17 protein-coding genes are annotated in these 20246 nt (G+C 66.0%); 13 read left to right on the top strand and 4 right to left on the bottom strand.

Annotation, left to right across the window (positions count from 1 at the left end):
- Positions 1-120 precede the first annotated feature (120 nt).
- From AYJ57_RS22960 to AYJ57_RS22940, 5 genes are all read left to right on the top strand, one after another.
- Positions 121-819 (top strand): GntR family transcriptional regulator, encoded by a 699-nt coding sequence (locus tag AYJ57_RS22960; protein ID WP_066111446.1) that lies wholly within the window; start codon positions 121-123, stop codon positions 817-819.
- Positions 820-866: 47 nt separating this feature from the next.
- Positions 867-1844 carry a TRAP transporter substrate-binding protein gene (locus AYJ57_RS22955; protein WP_066111444.1) on the top strand — a complete coding sequence of 326 codons (978 nt, stop codon included), beginning with the start codon at positions 867-869 and terminating at the stop codon, positions 1842-1844.
- A 114-nt stretch (positions 1845-1958) separates the two neighbouring features.
- A complete protein-coding gene (locus AYJ57_RS22950) occupies positions 1959-2459 on the top strand; it encodes a TRAP transporter small permease (protein ID WP_066111442.1) in 501 nt (166 codons plus the stop codon).
- A gap of 1 nt (position 2460) precedes the next feature.
- Positions 2461-3738, top strand: a complete 1278-nt coding sequence (locus AYJ57_RS22945) for a TRAP transporter large permease (protein ID WP_066111441.1) — start codon at positions 2461-2463, stop codon at positions 3736-3738.
- A gap of 9 nt (positions 3739-3747) precedes the next feature.
- Positions 3748-4800: an L-idonate 5-dehydrogenase gene (locus AYJ57_RS22940; RefSeq protein WP_066111439.1), complete on the top strand. Its 1053-nt coding sequence runs from the start codon at positions 3748-3750 to the stop codon at positions 4798-4800.
- 97 nt (positions 4801-4897) lie between these two features.
- Here the strand turns inward: AYJ57_RS22940 and AYJ57_RS22935 are convergent, their stop codons facing one another.
- The gene (locus AYJ57_RS22935; RefSeq protein ID WP_157374377.1) at positions 4898-5410 is read right to left on the bottom strand and encodes a hypothetical protein; all 513 of its coding nucleotides are present in this window, start codon (positions 5408-5410) and stop codon (positions 4898-4900) included.
- A gap of 222 nt (positions 5411-5632) precedes the next feature.
- Here AYJ57_RS22935 and AYJ57_RS22930 point away from each other — a divergent pair, with 222 nt between their 5' ends.
- A complete protein-coding gene (locus tag AYJ57_RS22930; protein WP_066111436.1) occupies positions 5633-6097 on the top strand; it encodes a GNAT family N-acetyltransferase in 465 nt (154 codons plus the stop codon).
- Positions 6098-6123: 26 nt separating this feature from the next.
- Here AYJ57_RS22930 and AYJ57_RS22925 read toward each other — a convergent pair whose 3' ends face one another.
- A complete protein-coding gene (locus AYJ57_RS22925; protein WP_066111434.1) occupies positions 6124-6639 on the bottom strand; it encodes a DUF2478 domain-containing protein in 516 nt (171 codons plus the stop codon).
- A gap of 78 nt (positions 6640-6717) precedes the next feature.
- Between AYJ57_RS22925 and AYJ57_RS22920 the strand changes: the two genes are divergently transcribed.
- The 5 genes from AYJ57_RS22920 (at position 6718) to xrtE (ending at position 13114) form a co-directional block, all read left to right on the top strand.
- Positions 6718-7593 (top strand): formate dehydrogenase accessory sulfurtransferase FdhD, encoded by an 876-nt coding sequence (locus AYJ57_RS22920; RefSeq protein ID WP_066111433.1) that lies wholly within the window; start codon positions 6718-6720, stop codon positions 7591-7593.
- Entirely contained in the window at positions 7590-8240 is a 651-nt protein-coding gene (gene mobA / locus AYJ57_RS22915; RefSeq protein ID WP_066111431.1) for a molybdenum cofactor guanylyltransferase MobA, read from the top strand. Before AYJ57_RS22920 ends, mobA begins: the two co-directional genes overlap by 4 nt.
- Positions 8237-8728 carry a molybdopterin-guanine dinucleotide biosynthesis protein B gene (gene mobB, locus AYJ57_RS22910; protein ID WP_066111429.1) on the top strand — a complete coding sequence of 164 codons (492 nt, stop codon included), beginning with the start codon at positions 8237-8239 and terminating at the stop codon, positions 8726-8728. The genes mobA and mobB overlap by 4 nt, the downstream gene beginning before the upstream one ends.
- Positions 8725-10893: a molybdopterin-binding protein gene (locus AYJ57_RS22905; RefSeq protein WP_066111427.1), complete on the top strand. Its 2169-nt coding sequence runs from the start codon at positions 8725-8727 to the stop codon at positions 10891-10893. Before mobB ends, AYJ57_RS22905 begins: the two co-directional genes overlap by 4 nt.
- A 553-nt stretch (positions 10894-11446) precedes the next feature.
- Positions 11447-13114 carry an exosortase E/protease, VPEID-CTERM system gene (xrtE, locus tag AYJ57_RS22900; RefSeq protein ID WP_066111425.1) on the top strand — a complete coding sequence of 556 codons (1668 nt, stop codon included), beginning with the start codon at positions 11447-11449 and terminating at the stop codon, positions 13112-13114.
- Between the two features lie 4 nt (positions 13115-13118).
- On the opposite strand, the gene AYJ57_RS22895 is transcribed toward xrtE, so the two are convergent.
- Positions 13119-13367, bottom strand: a complete 249-nt coding sequence (locus AYJ57_RS22895; protein ID WP_066111423.1) for a sulfurtransferase TusA family protein — start codon at positions 13365-13367, stop codon at positions 13119-13121.
- Between the two features lie 154 nt (positions 13368-13521).
- Here AYJ57_RS22895 and AYJ57_RS22890 point away from each other — a divergent pair, with 154 nt between their 5' ends.
- Both AYJ57_RS22890 and fdhF read left to right on the top strand, forming a co-directional pair.
- Positions 13522-15216 (top strand): NAD(P)H-dependent oxidoreductase subunit E, encoded by a 1695-nt coding sequence (locus tag AYJ57_RS22890; RefSeq protein WP_066111421.1) that lies wholly within the window; start codon positions 13522-13524, stop codon positions 15214-15216.
- 110 nt (positions 15217-15326) lie between these two features.
- Entirely contained in the window at positions 15327-18095 is a 2769-nt protein-coding gene (fdhF, locus tag AYJ57_RS22885; protein ID WP_066111419.1) for a formate dehydrogenase subunit alpha, read from the top strand.
- Between the two features lie 199 nt (positions 18096-18294).
- Here the strand turns inward: fdhF and AYJ57_RS22880 are convergent, their stop codons facing one another.
- Positions 18295-20238 (bottom strand): sensor histidine kinase, encoded by a 1944-nt coding sequence (locus tag AYJ57_RS22880; protein ID WP_066111416.1) that lies wholly within the window; start codon positions 20236-20238, stop codon positions 18295-18297.
- Between the last annotated feature and the right edge of the window lie 8 nt (positions 20239-20246).

Raw genomic sequence — 20246 nt, 5'->3', positions numbered from 1 at the left:
TTCGTCAACTGTTCCGGCCCGATCCGCGGCGCCGGTGGTGGTGGCCGGATCCATAGCAAGGGATTCTGATGTTGACTAGTATGGAAGTATGGAGCAGTTTCCCGGCTCAGGAGGAGTGCCATGGGAATCGGAACAATCCACATCGAGCAGGTCGACCTGTCGGCCCCTGTCGGCCCGCAGCTGATCAGGGCCCTGCGCCAGTGCATCACACGCAATCAGCTCGAACCCGGCACCCGCCTTTCAGAGGCCGAGATCGGCGCGCGCTTCGGCGTCTCCCGCCAGCCCGTGCGCGAGGCTTTCATCAAGCTGGCCGAAGAGGGCCTGCTTGAGATCCGGCCCCAACGCGGCTCTTTCGTGCGCAAAATCTCTCTCGGTGCGGTGATGGACGCGCGGTTCGTCCGCGAGGCCGTCGAGGCCGATATCGTCAAGCTCTGCGCCTCCGAGCGGCCCGAGGGGCTGGTGGAGGAACTGCGCGCACAGATCGCCGCGCAGGCCGCGCTGGCGGATGATCACCCCACCGCTTTCGTCCCGCTCGACGATGAGTTTCACCAGACCCTTGCCCGGGGCGCCGGACGCCCCAATGCCTGGGCCGTCATCGACGGCATGAAGAGCCAGATGGACCGGGTGCGCCAGATGACCTCGGCGCATTTCCCGCTCAAACACCTTATCGCCCAGCATACCGCGGTGGTCGACGCCATCGACGCGGGCGACCCGATTGCCGCCGAGACGGCCATGCGCGGACACCTGCAGATGATCCTTTCGGACCTGCCGGCCATCCGCGAGGCCTTCCCCGACTATTTCGACCCCGATGCCGCGTGAGTGCGTATGCGGCATCGTCCCCAAGCGACCTTGAAAGGGAGGACACCATGACCGTCGCAAAAACCCTGAAGACCCTCATGCTCACCGGCATTGCCACCGTTGCGCTGAGCGCCTCGGCCATGGCCGCCGACATGACGCTGAAGCTCGGCCACCCGGCCAATGAGGACAACATCTGGCACAAAGCCTCGATGAAGTTCGCCGAAGAGCTGTCCAGCCTCACCGACGGCCGCATCGAGGTCGAGGTCTACCCGAACGAGACGCTCGGCAAAGAGATGGACGTGATCAACGGCATGCAGCTTGGCACCGCCGACATGACCATCACCGGCGAGTCGCTGCAGAACTGGGCGCCGATGGCGGCCCTGCTGGCCGTGCCCTACGCCTATACCTCGCTCGAGGACATGGACGCAGCCGCTGGCGGCGAACTGGGTGACCGCATCGAGGCGCAGATCATCGAGCAGGTCGGCATCCGCCCGATCGCTTACTTCGCCCGTGGTCCGCGCAACCTGACCTCGAACCGTCCGATCTCCTCGCCCGAGGATCTGAACGGCCTGAAGATGCGCGTGCCGAACGTGCCGCTGTTCCTCAACGTCTGGAAAGCGCTTGGCGCAAGCCCGACCCCGATGGCCTTCTCCGAGGTCTTCACCTCGCTGCAGAACGGCACCATCGACGCGCAGGAAAACCCGCTGGCGCTGATCAAATCGGCGAACTTCAACGAGGTGCAGGAATACGTCAACCTGACCGAGCACGTGCGTTCGTGGATCTACCTGACGATCTCGGAAATGGCGTGGAACCAGATGTCCGAAGAGGATCAGGCCAACGTCATGGAAGCCGCCAAGCGCGCGCAGGACTACGAGCGTGAGCTCTTCCTCGCCGACGAAGAGCAGCTGGTCGATCAACTGACCGAACTGGGCATGGAGTTCAACGAAGTGGACAACGAAGCCTTCGCCGCTGCTGCCAAGGACGCGGTGCTCGCTTCGGTCTCCGACGAGATCAAGCCCGAGGTGGAAAAGCTCTTCGCCGAGTAATCCACCACGCATCGTGGGCCCCTCCTCCCTCCTCCGGGGCCCACGCTCCCGGGGCCGGACCCTCCTCCTCACTTGGTCCGGCCCCATTTCTTCAATTCCACAGCGAGCCATCCCATGCAGAAGGTCGTCTCGATCCTGACCACCATCGCCCGCATCGCGACAGGGCTCAGCTTTCTTGCCATCATCGTCGCCGTCGTGATCCAGCTTCTGGGCCGGTCGGGGGTGATCGACGCGGTCGTCTGGACCGAAGAGCTGACCCGTTTCGCCCTGCTTTACCTTGCCGCTTTCGGGGTCGGACTGGCCTATAGATCGGGCGATCTGGTCAATGTCGACATCGTCTGCGAAGCGCTGCCGGACCGTGCCTCTTGGGTGCTGCGCCTGATCGCGGCGGTGATCACCGTAGGCTTCGGCGTGCTGCTGATCAAAGCCACTTGGCTCTATGTCTCGATCGGTGTGCGGCAGACCGCCCCGTCGCTCGGCGTCCGTATGGACTTCATCCACGCCTCGGTGCTTGTTGCGCTGGTCTCCCTGAGCCTGTTCGCGCTGCTGCGCGTCATCGGGATGCTGACCCGCCAAGAGCAGGGGCTCCCCGAAAAATCCGAAGAGGAGCTCTGAAATGGAGCTGACTATCCTGCTTGGCTGCTTCCTCGGCGGCCTGATCATCGGCCTGCCGGTGGCAATCACCCTCGGCGTCTCGTCGATGGCCTATATCCTGTTCAAGGGCATGCCCCTCGTGGTGATCCCGCAAAAGATGTACGCGGGCATGGACAGCTTCGTGCTGCTCTGCATCCCGGGCTTCATCCTTGCCGGGAACCTGATGAACGCCGGCGGTATCACCGGGCGTATCGTGCGGCTGGCACAGGCGCTGGTGGGCTGGATGCGCGGCGGTCTGGGCCTGACCAACGTCGCCGCCTCGATGCTGTTCGGCGGCATCTCGGGTACCGCCGCGGCTGACGCCGCCTCGATCGGCGGCATGATGATCCCCGGCATGAAAAAGGCTGGCTACCCCGCCGATTTCTCTGCCGCGATCACCGCCGCCTCGTCCACCGTCGGGCCGATCATCCCGCCCTCGGTTCCGATGATCATCGTCGGCACGCTGTCGGGCATCTCGGTCGGCAAGATGTTCATCGCGGGCGCCCTGCCGGGCATCCTGATGGGCGTCGCGATGATGATCACCGCGTGGATCATCGCCAAGCGCAACAATTTCCCGCGTCAGGAATGGCAGGGCGTCGGCGAGCTGTGGAAAGCCTTCCTCGGGGCCTTCTGGGCCGTGGCCATGACCGGCTTTATCGTCGGCGGCCTGCTGATCGGCTTCGCCACCCCGACCGAGACCGCCATCGTCGCCTCGATCTACGCCTTCGTTGTCGGTGCCTTCGTCTACCGCGGGCTGAAGGTCCGCGACGTGCCGAAGATCCTGATCGACAGCGCCGTCTCTGCCGCCGCGATCCTCGTGCTGGTGGGGCTTGCCAACGTCTTTGGCTGGATCCTCGTCTCGGAGCGCATCCCGCAGATGATCGCGGACTCGGTGCTCTCGCTCACCGACAACAAGTTCCTTGTGATCCTGCTGATCAACCTCGTGCTGCTCTTCGTCGGCATGTTCATGGAGACGATCGCCGCGCTGATCATCCTCTTTGGGCCGCTGCTGGCGCTGGCCACCGGCGTGGGCGTCGATCCGCTGCACTTCGCGGTCTTTGCGGTGCTCAACTTGATGATCGGCCTGACCACCCCGCCGGTGGGCGTCTGCCTCTTCATCTGCGCGGGCATCGGGCGGATCTCGCTCTGGGAAGTGACCCGCGCGATCATGCCGTTCATCCTCACCAACATCCTTGTGCTGCTGCTCGTGTCTTACGTGCCGTTCTTCAGCACTTGGCTGCCTTCCTTCCTGTCGAACTAGGACATCACCATGACCAACCGCATCGCACGGCTGCACGGACAAAAAGACCTGCGCGTCGAGACCACCCAAGAGCCGAGCCCCGCTGCGGGCGAGGTGGTGGTCGCGATCGGCGCGGGGGGCATCTGCGGCTCGGACATCCACTACTACGCCGACGGCGGCATCGGCACGATCCGGGTGCGCGAGCCGATCATCATCGGCCACGAGGCCGCGGGCACCGTGGTCGCGCTTGGCGAGGCGGTCGAGGGGGTGTCGGTCGGAGACGTTGTGGCGGTGAACCCGTCGCACCCCTGCGGCACCTGCAAGTTCTGCGCGCAGGGCGATCACCAGCACTGCATGAACATGCGCTTCAAGGGCTCGGCGATGTTCCTGCCGCACGAGCAGGGCTTCTTCCGCGACCGCGTCGCGATCGGGGCGGGCCAGTGCTACAAGATCGCCGAGGGCGTTCCCATGGCTGAGGCCGCGCTGGCCGAGCCGCTCGCCGTCTGCTGCCGTGCCGTGACCCGCGCCGTTCAGGTGGCCGGCTCACTCGAAGGCAAGCGCGTGCTCGTGACCGGCGCAGGCCCCATCGGCGCGCTCTGCGTGGCGCTCGCCAAGCATTACGGCGCCGCGGAAATCGTCGTCACCGACCTTCAGGATGCCACGCTGGCGGTGGCCAAACAGGTCGGCGCAACCCGCACGATCAACGTCGCCACCAATGGCGCCGAGCTTGCCGAGTATGAGGCCGAGAAAGGCCAATTCGACCTCTGCTTCGAATGCTCCGCCGCTGGCCCCGCGATCCGGTCCGCCATCGCCTGCACCCGCCCGCTTGGCACCATCGTGCAGGTCGGCGTGATGGGCGACACGCCGGTGCCGTTCAACATGCTGGTCTCGAAAGAGATCAACCTGTGCGGCACGCATCGCTTCGACGCCGAGTTCGGGCAGGCGGTGGAGCTGATCAACGGGCGCTCCATGACTTTGGGTCCGATCGTCACCCATTCGCTGCCGGTTGATGAGGCACCGGCGGCGGTGGAACTGGCGATGGACCGAGGCAAGGCGGTGAAGGTCCAGCTGACGTTCGGCTGATCTCCCGTCTTCCGCAGAGAGCCGCGCTGCCCACCCAGCGCGGCTCTCATTTTATTCAGGCCCTAGTTACTCAGGCCCCATCCCGCAGGCGCGGCCCTCAATGTGTCGGCTGACGCTCGGCCGACGGGCGCAGCGGCACCCCCGGCATGGCCGTGGCCAGAACGCCCATCGCGGCGATCAGGCGCTGGACCCCATTGCCCTCGCAGAGCAGCAGCGCATGGGCCTCGGCATCGCCCTGCCGCCCGCGCCGCATGGCCCGGAAAATGTTGAGAAACAGCCGCTCATGCCCGCACAGCCGCGCGGCGCAGCCGGGGCAATCCGGGTTGGAGAAGTTGAACGGGTTGCGCCGCGCATGGCGCATCTCCTGCACCGCGCGCAGCACGGCAAAAACCACCTCGGGCGCCTCTTTTGGGCCCAGCACCTGCTCGGCCCCCGACATGGCGCGCAGCCAGCCCTCGGATTGCGGATGCGCGAAGGACTGGAAGAAATAGCGCGCGATCATCAATACCGTCAGATCGTGCCGCCCGAGTCCAGTCAGGTCCGAAATGCCCGCCGAGCCGCCGCAACGGGTGTGTCCCGGTCCTTGGGGTGTCGCGTGATGATCAGCCATAGTGCCTCCGACTGTCCGGGGGGTCGCGGCGCGACCCATTAGGGTGCCTGAGCTGGCGTCGAAGCTGGCCTCTTTTCATTTCTGACAGTTTTAATCGGATTAATCAAGCGCCGCGTGGCATGCCTAGGCCGCATGGCGGAGTGTCGCAATTGGCGGTGGTTGCGCCCCCACCCTGCCCCTATCTCGGACCCAAGCGACGATGACCCTGCCCGGAGTTCCCTGATGGCACAGGCCGAAGCACATCTTCATTCCGTCCCGACCGAAGGCTCGCTGCGGCGCGCGACGGTTCTCTTGATGCGCCATTGGCAGCGGCTCAGTGCCGCCGCCCGCCGCAGCCGCTTTCAATGCCCTGCCGGACCCGACTGGCTGCAACGCCGCGCCGAGACCAGCCGACCCGATCTGCTGCTCGGGCTGGAGGCGGATGGCGAGACCCGCGCGGTCATGGAGCTTTACCGCGCCGGGGATGCACACGCCGAAATCGCGCTGTCGGTCGAGGACGCCTATCAGGGTCGCGGCTACGGGCGGCGCCTCTTTGCCGCCGCGCTGGATCATGCCCGCGAGATGGGGGTCGAGACCGTCGAGGCCACCTTCAGCCATGACAACCGCGCGATGCTGCAGATCGCCCTTGGGGCCGGTGCCAAAATCGTCTCCGAGCACGGCAACCGCTGCGCAACTGTACGCCTTTAAGAAGTACGCCTCTAAGCCCTGCGCGTTTAGACCTCCGCCGCCTCGCGCATGCGCGCCCGGCACCAGTCGGTGAGCGCGTCCACATCGGGGGGCAGAGCCTCGGCAAGATCCTCGGCGAAGGTCAGGAAGGCTTCGAGGTTGCCCTCGTTCACCGCCACCAGCACCGGCACGCCCGACGACAGCGCCTCGCCGATCACCGGACGAAAGCCGCGACCGTCCACTTCCTGCTTGCCGAACTTATTGACCAGAAGCAGCGCCGCCCCCTTCGAGAGCCCGGCGCTCACCAGCCCGACAACCCGCTCCAGCCCCTGCGGATCGAGACGGCAACCGCGCGACAGCGCGCCCAGATCCTGACTGATCCGCACCACGTCCGCGCCGCTCAGCACCTGCAGATCCATGTGGCATTTGCTGGTCGGGCCGGTCTCGATATTGTGCTGCACCGCGCCAGCCAGAGGCCAGCCCTCGGCGCGCAGCCGGTCGGCGACCTCGCGCATCAGCCGGTCCACCTCGCCGCGACCCAGACCCGTTACGTACCCTAGCATGTCCGTCCCCTTGAAACTCCCCGGCGCAGGTTACAAGATGCCCAACGCGCAGGCCAGAGGAGGCGCAAGATCATCCGCATGCCCGAAATTCCCCTGCTCCCGAACCCCGCAGACGCGCGCCTCACGCGGCGCATCTCTGGCACCGATCACACCGGTGCCGAGACAGAGATCTCGGTGGTCGAGGAGCGCCCGCTCACCATCTATCTCAACCGTCAGGAAATCGTCACCGCGATGACCATCGGCGACTACCCCGAGTATCTTGCGCTGGGATTCCTGCGCAATCAGGGGATGCTGCGCGCCGATGACGTGGTGACCGGCGTTGATTACGACGACGAGATCGAGACCGTCGTCGTACGCACCGAGCGCGAGACCTCCTATGAGGAGAAAGTGCAGAAAAAGACCCGCACCTCCGGCTGCGCCGTCGGCACGGTCTTCGGCGATATGATGGAGGGGCTCGAGGGTCTCACCCTGCCGCAAGCCGAGGTGCGCACCTCGTGGCTCTATGCTTTGGCGAAAGAGATCAACACCACCCCCTCGCTTTATCTCGAGGCGGGCGCGATCCATGGCACCGTGCTGTGTCAGCAGGACAAGCCATTGGTTTATATGGAAGATGTCGGGCGACACAATGCTGTCGACAAGATCTCGGGCTTCATGTTCCGCCATGGGCTGAGCGCCGAGGACAAGCTCCTTTACACCACCGGGCGGCTCACTTCCGAAATGGTCATAAAGACCGCGCTGATGGGCATTCCGGTGCTGGCCTCACGCTCGGGCTTCACCGCATGGGGCGTCGAGATCGCCCGGCAGGTGGGGCTGACGCTGATTGGCCGGATGCGCGGGCAGCGCTTCGTCTGCCTCTCGGGCGAGGAGCGGCTGCGGCGCGACGTCGACCCGGCCTCGGTGCCCGAGGAAGACCGCAAGTCGCGGCGCAAATCCGCAGATGAGGCCGCCGAATGACCCGCCCCCTGCAACAGCCCTTGGGGGTGATCCTCGCAGGCGGCCTCGCCACGCGCATGGGCGGCGGCGACAAGGGGCTGCTGGAGATCGGCGGCGCGCCCCTTCTGCAGCGCGTGATCGACCGGATCGAGCCGCAGGTTGGGGGGCTGGCGCTCAACGCCAACGGCGACGCCGCGCGCTTTGCCCGCTACGGCCTGCCGGTACTGCCCGACACGATCCCCGGCTTCCCCGGCCCGCTCGCGGGGGTGCTCGCCGGGCTCGACTGGGCCGCCGAACAGGGGGCTGACAGCATCGTCACCGTGGCCGCCGACACGCCGTTCTTCCCCTGCGATCTGGTGCCGCGCCTGCTGCTGGCCGCCGAAGATTGCCCGCATCTGCTGGCGCTCGCCTGCACGCCGCGCTCTGGCGACGAAGCGCTGAAATCCGGCGGTGGCAAGAAGATCAACCGGCACCCGACCTTCGGCCTCTGGCCGGTTTCGTTGCGAAACCATCTGCGTGGAGCGCTGGAGGAGGGCTTGCGCAAGGTGGTGCTCTGGACCGACCAGCACGGCGCGGGTGAGGCGCTGTTCCCCGCCGAGCCCTTCGATCCCTTCTTCAACGTCAACACGCCCGAGGATCTGGCGCGGGCCGAGGCGCTCGCCTCATGAGGATCTACGGCGTCACCGGCAGCAAGAACTGTGGCAAGACCGGGCTGATGGAGCGTCTGGTCGCCGAGTTCTGCGCCCGCGGCCTCTCGGTCTCGACGCTCAAGCACGCGCATCACAGCACCGATGTCGACCAGCCCGGCCGCGACAGCTATCGCCACCGTCAGGCCGGGGCGCATGAGGTGCTGCTTGCCTCGCCGCACCGCTGGGCGCTGATGCATGAGCTGCGCGATGCCCCCGAGCCGCCGCTGTCTGAGCTGTTGACCAAGCTCTCGCCCGTCGATCTGGTGCTGGTCGAGGGCTATAAATCCGCACCGCACCCGAAGATCGAGGCGCATCGCGCCGAGACCGGCAAAGCGCTGCTTTCGCCCGCGAACCCCAGCATCCGGGCCGTCGCCGCCGACAGCGCGGTGGACACCGTCCTGCCCCGCTTCGATCTGAACGACACCGCCGCCATCGCCGATTTCATCGCGCGCGAGGTCGGGCTGTGAGATTTGACACCTTCGTCGTCGTGGACTGGTCCGGGGCGTCGAAACCCTCGCCCGTGGGCGAGAGCAAGGATGCCATCTGGATCGGCATCGCCCGCGAGCAGGGCGTGGCGGCCAGCTATCACCGCACCCGCGAGGCGGCGACCGAGACGCTTGTGCAGCTGTTCGAGGCGGAGCGCGCCGCCGGGCGGCGGGTGCTGGCGGGATTCGATTTCCCTTTCGCCTACCCCAAGGGTTTTGCCGAGGCGTTAACCGGGCGCTCGGACCCTTTCGCGATCTGGGAGGCGCTGGCAGAGCGGATCGAAGACGCGCCCGACAATGCCAACAACCGCCTAGAGGTGGCCGCAGAGATCAACCGTCTCTTCCCCGGAAGCGGTCCGTTCTGGGGCAATGGCATGGCGCGCGACATCCAACACCTGCCGCGAACCAAGCAGGGCTATGCCAATCCCTTCGCCGAGAGCCGCACCTGCGACGAGACCCCCGGCGCGCAGCCGGTGTGGAAACTCGCCGGGGCCGGATCCGTCGGCTCGCAGGGGCTTTTGGGTATCGCGCGGCTGCAGGCGCTGCGCGAGCGGTTCGGCAAGGACATCGCCGTGCGCCCCTTCGAGCAGCAGGACGCGCCCCTCGTGCTGGTCGAACTTTTCCCCTCGCTGATCAAAGGCACGGTGGCGGCGCTGGCCGAGCCCGATGAGATCAAGGACCGCGCGCAGGTGCGGGTGCTGGCCGGGGCGCTGCGCGCGCTCGATCCGGCGCTGCTCGACACCCTCACCCGCGCGGGCGATCCGGAAGAGGGCTGGATCCTCGGCCTCGGGCATGAGAGCAGTCTTTCCGACGCCGCGCAGTCCGCCTTTCCACAGCTTCCCGAGCCTGCCATGCCTGCTGAGACCCCTCGCGCCAACGATGACCTGCAGCCGCCGCGCCTGCGCAACGACTGTTTTGCCATGCCGCAGGGCGTGTCGTGGATGCCGGTGGACGAGGCGCTGAGCAAGCTGCGCGCGGCGCTGCGCCCGGTCACCGGAACCGAGACCGTTCCCACCTTAGAAGCTGCGGGGCGCGTGCTGGCGGCGGATGTGGCTGCGAAACGCTCGAACCCGCCGATGCCCAATTCGGCGGTCGATGGCTACGGCTTTGCCCATGGCGCCACCGGCAGCGGCGTGCAGCGCCTGCCGCTGGTCGCGGGCCGTGCCGCCGCCGGGCAGCCCTACCCGCATGCGGTGCCGCCGGGCCACGCGGTGCGCATCCTCACCGGGGCGATCCTGCCCGAGGGGGTGGATACGGTGGTGCTGGAAGAAGACACCAACAGCGACGCCACCACCGTTGTCTTCGACGGCCCCATCAAGCCCCGCGCCAACACCCGCAAGGCGGGCGAGGACGTGGCCGCCGGGGCCGCCGCGCTGCAAAAGGGCCGCCGCCTGCGCGCGCCCGAGCTTGCGCTTGCCTCGGCCTTGGGGATCGCCGAGCTGCCGGTGCACCGCCCGCTGCGCGTTGGCGTGCTGTCGACCGGCGATGAAATCATCCCCGCACCGTCCCTGCCCGCAGAGCCGCATCAGATCTGGGATGCCAACCGCCCGATGCTGCTGTCGCTGGCGCAGGGCTGGAGGTTTGAGCCGGTGGATCTGGGGCACATCAAAGACGACGCGGGCCTCATTGAGGCGCGGCTGAACGAGGGCGCGCGCGAGGCGGATGTGATCCTGACCTCCGGCGGCGCCTCTGCGGGGGATGAAGATCACGTCTCGGCCCTGCTGCGCGCGCGCGGGTCGCTGTCGGCGTGGCGCATCGCGCTGAAACCCGGACGTCCGCTGGCGCTGGCGATGTGGGAGGGCGTTCCGGTGTTTGGCCTGCCCGGCAACCCGGTCGCGGCGCTGGTCTGCGCGCTGGTCTTTGCGCGTCCCGCCCTGTCGTTGATGTCCGGCGCGGGCTGGAACGAGCCGCGCGGCTTCACCGTTCCCGCTGCCTTCTCCAAGCGCAAGAAACAGGGCCGCCGCGAGTATCTGCGCGCGCGGCTCACCGATGCGGGCCACGCCGAGGTCTTTGCCTCTGAAGGGTCGGGCCGGATCAGCGGGTTGTCCTGGGCCGATGGGCTGGTGGAATTGCCGGATGCCGCCATGGACGTAGAGCCGGGCACCCCGGTGCGCTACATCCCCTATGCGTCTTTCGGGCTGGTCTGAGCTCAGCCATCAGCGCGAATTGGCCTGCTCTGACGAGGGCACGATTCCCAGAAAATGCGCCTCTAAAATCGGCATTCGCGCCGGCCAATATTGTTAACGCAAATTTAATGTACGCAAATCTAGATTAAGGCATGTGGAGGGCGGCCATATCTCTTCCAAGTTGTGGGCCTCGACGTTTCTTTCCAAATTTCATTGTAAAGACGCTAATTTGAGGCACTTGTAAGGCCACTATTTGACGAAACCCTTTCAACTGAGGCTTCATAATGACAGCGAAGAGACTACTTACCCAAACCGCCTTTGCGTGCGCCGTGACATTCTCCCTTTGCGGCCCTGTTCTCGCACAAGGCTACAACGGACAGGGCTCGGCCAATGCAAGTCCCTCTGCATGCAACCCGGGGCAAGCTGTATTTTGCCAATCTTCGGTTAGCGTCCCCGAGATCGGTGGACAAGGCGCTGCTGCGGCCCTCGCCCTCGTTTTTGGCGCGCTGGTGCTCATGACGTCCTACCGTCGGCGCGAAGTCTGAGACTTCAGGCAGCCTCTCAAGGGCGCTTATTGCGCTCCACACACCGGCCCCTTTATTGGGCCGGTGCCGTTCTGATTGTGATCGCGCTGGAATATGTCGTCATGTTCCTGTGGCTTGCAAACCTTTACGACGGCGATGCTCTGCAGCGCCTGCCCTGGATCTGGCGCAGCACGCTCAGCAACGGCTCGGCGCTCGCCGGAGGCGCAGTGGCCGCGATGATCGCCGCTTTGGTTGTGCGTCGCCACGACATGGCCGCGTATCAGATCGACACCACGGCCTTTTCTGCGCGGGATAACCGAACGCCGCTATGGCTGGCTGTCCACGTCCTGACGATCTGCATATTCTTCGTGATCCTTCTTCGTATCCTTGCCGGAGACACGCTGGCACGTTCCGCGGGACCTCTGCTCCTTATCGTTTGGCTCCTGAGCGGCCTTTTTTCCGCAGGCAGCTTGATCCGCGCGATAATCGGGCCGCATTTCTTCCCGACGTTGCGCATATACGCGCCGCTCTTTGCCACCGCAGCCCTGATCGGAGCGCTTGGTGGCCTCGGCGCAGCGCTGCTACTGCCCCATTGGCCACTGCTGGCAATCCCGACGCTTCATATGTCTGCCGCGCTCCTCGACGCTTGCTGTGGCACTGTGGTCACCTTCCCCGAACAGGCGTTGATCCAATTCGGGACCTTCGCGGTTTTTGTCGACCGGTCCTGCTCTGGCATCGAGGGCATGGCGCTCGTAACAGCGGTACTTGGCTGCTATCTCTTCGCATTCCGCTCAGAATTGCGCTTTCCACACGCTCTGCTGCTGTTACCTGCGGGTGCGGCGATCTCTTTTTTGATGAACAGTCTGCGCATCGCGGCCTTGCTCTACATTGGTGACCGTGTCAGCCCCGAACTCGCCAAGGGATCGTTCCATTCGATGGCAGGCTGGATTTTCTTCAGTGGTGTGAGCATTTTGGTGATGCTGGCGTCGCAGCGCATCACCTTGCTGAAACGCGAGTATGCGCAGAAGGCAGGCTCGGGTGAGGCGGCTCACTCGCTGCGTGGCGACATCACCGCCGCCCATTTGCTGCCCTTCCTTGCCTGGCTCGCGATGGGCTTGGTGACCGCAGCCTTCAGCATGGGTGCCGCCGATCCATTTTATCCGCTTAGGGTCGGTGCCTGCCTCGCACTCCTCTGGCACTTCAGGCGCTACATCTCAGATATTGTCAGGCCACATCTGACAGATGCCAATGCGCGAATAGGCCTCGCTGGCAGCACACTGATCGGGCTTGCGGTTGCTCTGGTCTGGCTCATGCTAGTCCCGCACACCACGCCTGAGGAGCGTGCCATGCCGGAGACGCTTCGGCAGATGGCGTCTCCGGCCCTGATCTTTTGGATCGCGGCGCGCCTGATTGGCACGACTCTCGTTGTGCCGGTGATTGAGGAGCTTGCCTTCCGCGGCTACCTCCAGCGGGTGCTCGTGTCGGGCACATTCTGGAAGATCCCTCAGAACAAGGTGACACCAATCGCAGCATTGGGCAGCGCCATCGCGTTCGGGCTGATGCATGAGGCATGGCTCGCTGGCATTATCGCTGGCCTCGCTTTTACGGCGGCAACGATGCTGCGCGGAAGATTGGCTGATGCGATCCTTGCCCATGCCGTGGCGAACGCCGTGCTTTCCGCCTGTGTGCTCTTCCTTGGGCGCTGGGACCTCTGGTGAGCGCTTAGACGCCCGCCCCCTTCCGAACCAGATAGACCTGCGCTTCGGCCTCTTCGGCTGTGCCGATCAGGTCGTGCCCGGCCTCATTGCAGAAATGCGGCACGTCGATCACGGCGGCGGGGTCGGTGGCGATGATGCGCAGCACGTCGCCCGTGCCCATCGACTGCAGCCGCTTGCGCGCCTTCAGCACGGGGAGCGGGCAAAGCAGCCCGCGGGCGTCGAGTTCCTGTGTCCAAATCTGATCGCTGGTCATCTGCTTTGCTTAGGCAAGAGCTGCGCCGCTGTCCATCCTTCGCGTTCTTCGCTTGATAGGATTTCTCTATCAACTGACGGGATAGCGATATTGACCTGAAATGATCCGATGCCGCACAACCGATCAACCCACCGACGTGAAAGGGAGGCACTCGATGGCGCTCGACGAGCAGCAGGGAATCTGGAAATCCGGACGCAAGGGCGGCAAGGGCCGCGCCACGCCCAAGGGGCGGCAGCTGGAGGATCAGGCATGGGACGAGGTCCGCGCCTTGCTCGGCGACCAGCCGCGGCGGCGTGATCTGCTGATCGAGTTTCTGCATCTCATTCAGGACCGCTATGGGCATCTTTCGGCCGCGCATCTGCGCGCGCTGGCCGAAGAGATGCGCCTGTCGATGGCCGAGGTCTGGGAAGTGGCGACCTTCTACGCCCATTTCGACCCGGTGAAAGAAGGCGAGACCCCGCCCCCCGATCTGACCATCCGCGTCTGCGACTCGCTGTCGTGCGAGATGGCGGGCTCTGAGGCGCTGTTCGACGCGCTGGCCGCCGGGCATGATCCGGCCAAGGTGCGGGTGCTGCGCGCGCCCTGCATGGGCCGCTGCGACACCGGGCCGACGGTCGAGATCGGCCATCTGCACGTGGATCACGCCACCCCCGAAAAGATAAAGGCGGCGCTCGACAAGGGCGATTTCGAGCCGGTGATCCCCAATTATCAGGGCTTTGACGCCTATCGCGCTGCGGGCGGCTATGAAGAGCTGCTGGCGCTGCGGGACGGCGGCGACTGGCAGCAGGTGCAGGAGGCGATCTTTGCCGCCGGGCTGCGCGGCATGGGCGGCGCGGGCTTTCCCTCGGGCAAAAAGTGGGAATTCGTGCGCGCCAATCCCGGCCCGCGCTATCTGGCGGTGAACGGCGACGAGGGCGAGCCCGGCACCTTCAAGGACCGCTTCTATCTCGAGCGCGAACCGCATCTGATGCTCGAGGGCATGCTGATCGCCGCATGGGCGGTGGAGGCCGAGAAGTGCTTTATCTACATGCGCGACGAATACCCGGCGATCCTGCACATCCTGCACAAGGAGATCGCGGCGCTCGAGGCGGCGGGGCTGGTGGCGCCGGGCTATATCGACCTGCGCCGCGGCGCGGGTGCCTATATCTGCGGCGAAGAGTCGGCGATGATCGAGTCGATCGAGGGCAAGCGCGGGATGCCGCGGCTGCGCCCACCCTATGTGGCGCAGGTGGGCATCTTTGACCGCCCGACGCTGGTGCATAACGTCGAGACGCTGCATTGGATCGCCCGCATCACCCGCGAAGGCCATGAGATCAAATCCGAGGTCGCGCGCAACGACCGCAAGGGGCTGCGCAGCTATTCGCTCTCGGGGCGTGTGGCCAATCCCGGCGTCTATGTGCTGCCCGCGGGCAGTACGATCAACGATCTGATCCGCGCCGCCGGGGGCATGGCCGAGGGCCATGTGTTCAAGGCCTATCAGCCGGGCGGGCCGTCTTCGGGGCTGCTGCCCGCCACGCTGGGCGATGTGCCGCTGGATTTCGACACGCTGCAGCCGCATGGCACCTTCATCGGATCGGCGGCCGTTGTGGTGCTGTCGGACAAGGACAGCGCCCGCGGCGCGGCGCTCAACATGCTGAAGTTCTTTGAAAAGGAAAGCTGCGGGCAATGCACCCCCTGCCGCGTCGGCTGCGAGAAGGCGGTGAAGCTGATGCAGGCGGAGACATGGGATGGAGATCTGCTCGAGGACCTGTGCCAAGTGATGACCGACGCCTCGATCTGCGGCCTCGGTCAGGCCGCTCCGAACCCAATCCGGCTGGTGATGAAGCACTTCCCCGAGGAGGTGAAATGATGCGCGTTCCCTCCCCCCGCCCTCTCCGGGACGCGCAGCAGCGCGGCCGTGGCGCTCAGTCCGCCGCGGCCGCGTCCGAACCGCAGCACAGCGATCGGGAGGCATGAGCCATGGCCGACGGATCGAACATTCCCCAGACCTCCTTCATCCTCGACGAGCAGGAGGTCAGCGCCTTTACCGGTGAGACCATCTGGCAGGTCGCCAAACGGCTTGGCACCACAATCCCGCATCTGTGCCACAAGGATGCGCCGGGCTACCGGCCTGACGGCAACTGCCGCGCCTGCATGGTCGAGATCGACGGCGAGCGCACGCTGGCCGCCTCCTGCTGCCGCGCCCCTGCCGAGGGCATGAAGGTGACCACCGACAGCGCCCGCGCCAAGAAATCGCGCGAGATGGTCATGGAGCTTCTGCTCGCCGACCAGCCCGCGCGCGCCGAGGCGCATGACCGCAGCTCGCACCTGTGGGACATGGCCGAGATGACCGGCGTCAGCGAGAGCCGCTTTCCGAACCTGGAAGAGGCGCGCATCCCGCTGCTCGACGACAGCCATGTGGCGATGAAGGTCAACCTCGACGCCTGCATCCAGTGCAACCTTTGTGTGCGGGCCTGCCGCGAGGTGCAGGTGAACGACGTGATCGGCATGGCGGATCGCGGGCATGACGCCTTCCCGGTCTTCGACATGGACGATCCCATGGGCGAAAGCTCTTGCGTGGCCTGCGGCGAATGCGTGCAGGCCTGCCCCACCGGCGCGCTGATGCCCGCCACCGTGGTGGATGAGGCGCAGCGCGGTGACAGCCGCGATTTCGACGAGGCGGTGCAATCGGTCTGCCCGTTCTGCGGCGTCGGCTGTCAGGTCTCGCTGAAGCTGAAAGACGGCAAGGTCAAATACGTCGAGGGCATTAACGGCCCCGCCAATGAGGGGCGGCTTTGCGTCAAGGGGCGCTTTGGCTTCGACTATATCCACCACCCGCACCGGCTGACCAAGCCGCTGATCCGTCTTGAGGGCGCTCCGAAGGGGCTGAACGTCGATCCCGCCAATCCCTTCAGCCATTTCCGCGAGGCGTCTTGGGATGAAGCAATGGAGGCCGCCGCCAGCGGTCTGGCCAAGCTGCGCGATGCGGGCGGCGAGACGGTGGCGGGTTTCGGCTCGGCCAAATGCACCAACGAAGAGGCCTACCTCTTTCAAAAGCTGATCCGTCAGGGGTTCGGCCACAACAACGTCGACCACTGCACGCGGCTGTGCCACGCCTCCTCGGTCTCGGCGCTGATGGAGAACGTCGGCTCCGGCGCGGTCTCGGCCACCTTCAACGAGATCGAAAACGCCGATGTCGCCATCGTCATCGGCGCCAACCCGATCGAGAACCACCCGGTCGCCGCCACCTTCTTCAAACAGTTCGCGCAGCGCGGTGGCAAGCTCATCGTCATGGACCCGCGCGGCCATGCGCTGAAGCGTTTTGCCAGCCATATGGTGCAGTTCCGCCCCGGTGCCGACGTGCCGCTGCTCAATTCGATCATGTCGGTGATCGTCGAGGAAGGGCTTTACGATCAGGCCTATATCGACCGTTTCACCGAGAACTGGGAAGCCGAGAAGCAGCACCTCGCGGGCTTTGCGCCCGAAACGCTGGAGGATCTGACCGGCATCGACGCCGCCATGGTGCGCGACGTGGCGCGGACCTTTGCGAAAGGCAAGGCGGGGCTTATTTTCTGGGGCATGGGGGTCAGCCAGCACATCCATGGCACCGACAATTCGCGCTGCCTGATCAGCCTTGCGCTGATGACCGGCAACGTCGGCAAGCCCGGCGCGGGCCTGCACCCGCTGCGCGGCCAGAACAACGTGCAGGGCGCCTCGGACGCGGGGCTGATCCCGATGTTCCTGCCCGATTATCAGGACGTGACCGACGACGGCGTGCGCTCGGCCTTCACCGAGATCTGGGGCTCTGACGATTTCAGCGCCCAGAAGGGCCTGACGGTCACCGAGATCATGGACGCGGTGCATGCGGGCGACATTCGGGGCATGTATATCCTTGGCGAGAACCCGGCGATGTCGGACCCGGATGTGGTGCACGCCCGCGCGGCGCTCGCCAAGCTCGAGCATCTGGTGGTGCAGGACATCTTCCTCACCGAGACCGCGAATTATGCCGATGTGATCCTGCCCGCCGCTGCCTTCTACGAAAAGACCGGCACCGTCACCAACACCAACCGGCAGGTGCAGATGGGCCGCGCCGCCGCAACGCCGCCGGGCGAGGCGCGCGAGGATTGGGCGATCACCACCGAGCTGGCGCAACGGCTGGGGCTGGGCTGGACTTACACCCATCCGCGCGAGGTCTTTGCCGAGATGAAGCTGGGCATGCCCTCGCTCGACAACATCAACTGGGACCGGCTGGAGCGCGAGAACGCCGTCACCTACCCCTCGCTCTCGCCTGAGGATCCCGGCCAGCCCATCGTCTTTGCCGATGGCTTCCCCCGCGAGGGGGGCCGGGCGCGGTTCACCCCCGCCTCGGTGATCCCGCCGGACGAGACGCCCGATGCCGACTACCCGATGATCCTGACCACCGGGCGGCAGCTGGAGCATTGGCACACCGGCTCGATGACCCGGCGCTCGAAGGTGCTGGATGCGGTGGAGCCGGGGGCGAACTGTTCGCTGCATCCATCGACCCTGCGCAAGCTGGGGGTGGAGCCGGGCGGCATGGTCAAGCTGCAGACAAGACGCGGCGAGATCGAGGTGATGGCCCGCGCCGACCGCGCGGTGGCGCCGGACATGGTTTTCCTGCCCTTCGCCTATGTGGAGGCGGCGGCCAATATCCTCACCAACCCGGCGATCGACCCCTACGGCAAGATCCCCGAGTTCAAGTTCTCGGCGGTGCGGGTGACGGCGGCGTAGCGGGGCGGGAGAGCGCCCGGAACAAGGCGAAGCCACCGGGCGAGCGCCTGCCCGTCCCGGCGGGCTGGCGCTTTGCCAGCAACGCATTGCGTTCGAAAGTCGTCCGGACTTGGCAGGGATAAAGAGCAGACCTCCAGCCTCGCGGCGCCATCCCACGGGCAGGCGCTCACCCGGCTCCCGTTGCGCAACGCCTTAGCCTTCAGCCCACCTGGGGCAACCACACGGTGAACACGGCCCCGCCGCCTTCGGCATTGGCGGCGGTGATCAGCCCGCCTGCGCGCTGCACGATGCTCTGCGAGATCGACAGGCCGAGACCGGTGCCCTCGCCGCGGCGCGTGGTGAAGAACGGGTCGAAGAGCGCGCCAAGGTTCTCTTCGGCGATCCCCGGCCCGCTGTCGCGCACCTCCAGCGCTACGCCCGCCACGCCATCCCGCATCTCTTCGCGTAGGGCCAGCGAGAGCTGCCCTTCGCTGCCCATGGCCTGCGCGGCGTTGAGGATGAGGTTGATCACCACCTGCTGCATCTCGCCCGCATCGATGGCCACCAGCGGCAGCGAGGGCAGATCGCTTGCCACTTCGATCGCGCCCTTGCCAAGCGCGTGATCCGCCAGCAGCAGCGAGTCCTCGACCACCGGGCGCAGGTCCACGCCCTCGCCGCAGTCCGAGAATTCACTGGGTCGGGCGAACTTCAGCAGCTTGCCGACGATGGCCTGCATGCGCATCACCTGCCGCTCGATCAGCGTCAGCTCGGTCTCGACCGGCGCGGCGGCCTCTGCAAGCTCCATGCGGATCACCTCGACGTTGCCCTGGATCACCGCCATAGGATTGTTGATCTCATGGGCGACGCCCGCGGTGATCTCGCCGATGGAGGCCAGTTTCTCGCTCATCACCAGCTGACGATAGGTGTCTTCGAGCTTGGCATTGGCGTCGCGCAATTCGGCGGTGCGGCGGTCGACCCGGTCTTCCAGTTCCTCGGCCCATGCGCGCAGCTTGAGGTCGCGGTCCTGCACCTGATCCAGAAGCCCGTCGAGATGCGCCGCCACCTGCCCGATCTCGTCGCGGCCCACTGGCCCGATGCGCGCCGCGAGGTTGCCGCGTGCCACCCTGCGCATGGTGGCGGTCATCTTTTCGAGCGGCGCGAAAATGCCCTTGGCCATCCATAGAAACACCGGCGCCGATAGCAGCAGCACCCCGGCAAAGGCGGCCATCATCCACAGATAAGCCTTGCGCTTCGCCTCGGCGAAGGGCGCCTCAAGGAAGCCGACGTAGAGCATCCCCACCCGGTTCCCGAAGCTGTCGCTGAGCGGCAGATAGCCCGAGATGTACCAATCGTTGACCACGAAGGCGCGCGCCAGCCACGTCTGCCCCTCGTCCAGCACCGCGTTGCGCACCACCGCCGAGACCCGCGTGCCAAGCGCGCGCACGTCCTCGAAGAGGCGCACGTTGGTCGAGATGCGCACATCGTCGAGGAACAGCGTCGCGGTGCCCTGCCGCGTGCCGCCGGTCAGCGGATTGCGGTAGACCAGCGCGTTGATCGCGTCGATGAAGCCAAGGTTGCTGTTGAGCAAAATGCCCCCCACCAGCACCCCCTCGTGCCCCGGCAGGCGCACCGGGCTGGCCGAATGCACCACCATGCCCCGATCCTCGACCAGCCGGTCGGTGGGCACGGCGGCCTCGGTCTCGATCAGATCGATGCGGGCGCGTGCGTCGAGGTTGCGCGGCAGCGCGGCCAGGTCCTCGGGCGGGAAAATGTCGATGGCGGTGCGGCTGCGGCCCCGCTGCGCCTCGGCGATCACCGGCCAGCGCGCGGAGGCCTGTGCCACCGCGCCCATTGGCAAATAGTAGAGGAAATCGAGCCGCAGTTCCGCGCGTTTGGCCAGCAGGAACTCGCGGTTCGGGCCGCCGTCTTCGAAAGCCTCGGCGAAGGCGACGGACCCCGCCACGCCGCCAAGCTCCTCGCCGGTGCGGGTCATCAGCTGCGACAGATACTGCTCGGCGATGCGCAGGTCGCTCTGCACGTTGGCGGCCAGCAGATCGTCGTAATCGCCCGTCCAGCGGGTCATGCCGAGCAGCAAGAGCAACGGCATGAGAACCACCAGCGGCGCAAGCGCAAGGATCAGCAGGCGCAGACGGACGGAAATCATCGGGCGGG

It is taken from the genome of Salipiger sp. CCB-MM3, from assembly GCF_001687105.1.
Taxonomy (GTDB): Bacteria; Pseudomonadota; Alphaproteobacteria; order Rhodobacterales; family Rhodobacteraceae; genus Salipiger.
This window is presented reverse-complemented; position numbering and strand designations above follow the sequence as displayed.

What these genes read in the sequence shown, in the direction of transcription:
- AYJ57_RS22920 (WP_066111433.1), top strand. Translation starts at nt 6,718, where the DNA reads ATGCCCGAAATTCCCCTGCTCCCGAACCCCGCAGACGCGCGCCTCACG.
- AYJ57_RS22950 (WP_066111442.1), top strand. Translation starts at nt 1,959, where the DNA reads ATGCAGAAGGTCGTCTCGATCCTGACCACCATCGCCCGCATCGCGACA.
- AYJ57_RS22925 (WP_066111434.1), bottom strand. Translation starts at nt 6,639, where the DNA reads ATGCTAGGGTACGTAACGGGTCTGGGTCGCGGCGAGGTGGACCGGCTG.
- AYJ57_RS22930 (WP_066111436.1), top strand. Translation starts at nt 5,633, where the DNA reads ATGGCACAGGCCGAAGCACATCTTCATTCCGTCCCGACCGAAGGCTCG.
- AYJ57_RS22955 (WP_066111444.1), top strand. Translation starts at nt 867, where the DNA reads ATGACCGTCGCAAAAACCCTGAAGACCCTCATGCTCACCGGCATTGCC.
- AYJ57_RS22880 (WP_066111416.1), bottom strand. Translation starts at nt 20,238, where the DNA reads ATGATTTCCGTCCGTCTGCGCCTGCTGATCCTTGCGCTTGCGCCGCTG.
- fdhF (WP_066111419.1), top strand. Translation starts at nt 15,327, where the DNA reads ATGGCCGACGGATCGAACATTCCCCAGACCTCCTTCATCCTCGACGAG.
- AYJ57_RS22890 (WP_066111421.1), top strand. Translation starts at nt 13,522, where the DNA reads ATGGCGCTCGACGAGCAGCAGGGAATCTGGAAATCCGGACGCAAGGGC.
- mobB (WP_066111429.1), top strand. Translation starts at nt 8,237, where the DNA reads ATGAGGATCTACGGCGTCACCGGCAGCAAGAACTGTGGCAAGACCGGG.
- mobA (WP_066111431.1), top strand. Translation starts at nt 7,590, where the DNA reads ATGACCCGCCCCCTGCAACAGCCCTTGGGGGTGATCCTCGCAGGCGGC.
- AYJ57_RS22895 (WP_066111423.1), bottom strand. Translation starts at nt 13,367, where the DNA reads ATGACCAGCGATCAGATTTGGACACAGGAACTCGACGCCCGCGGGCTG.
- AYJ57_RS22940 (WP_066111439.1), top strand. Translation starts at nt 3,748, where the DNA reads ATGACCAACCGCATCGCACGGCTGCACGGACAAAAAGACCTGCGCGTC.
- AYJ57_RS22960 (WP_066111446.1), top strand. Translation starts at nt 121, where the DNA reads ATGGGAATCGGAACAATCCACATCGAGCAGGTCGACCTGTCGGCCCCT.
- AYJ57_RS22935 (WP_157374377.1), bottom strand. Translation starts at nt 5,410, where the DNA reads ATGGCTGATCATCACGCGACACCCCAAGGACCGGGACACACCCGTTGC.
- AYJ57_RS22945 (WP_066111441.1), top strand. Translation starts at nt 2,461, where the DNA reads ATGGAGCTGACTATCCTGCTTGGCTGCTTCCTCGGCGGCCTGATCATC.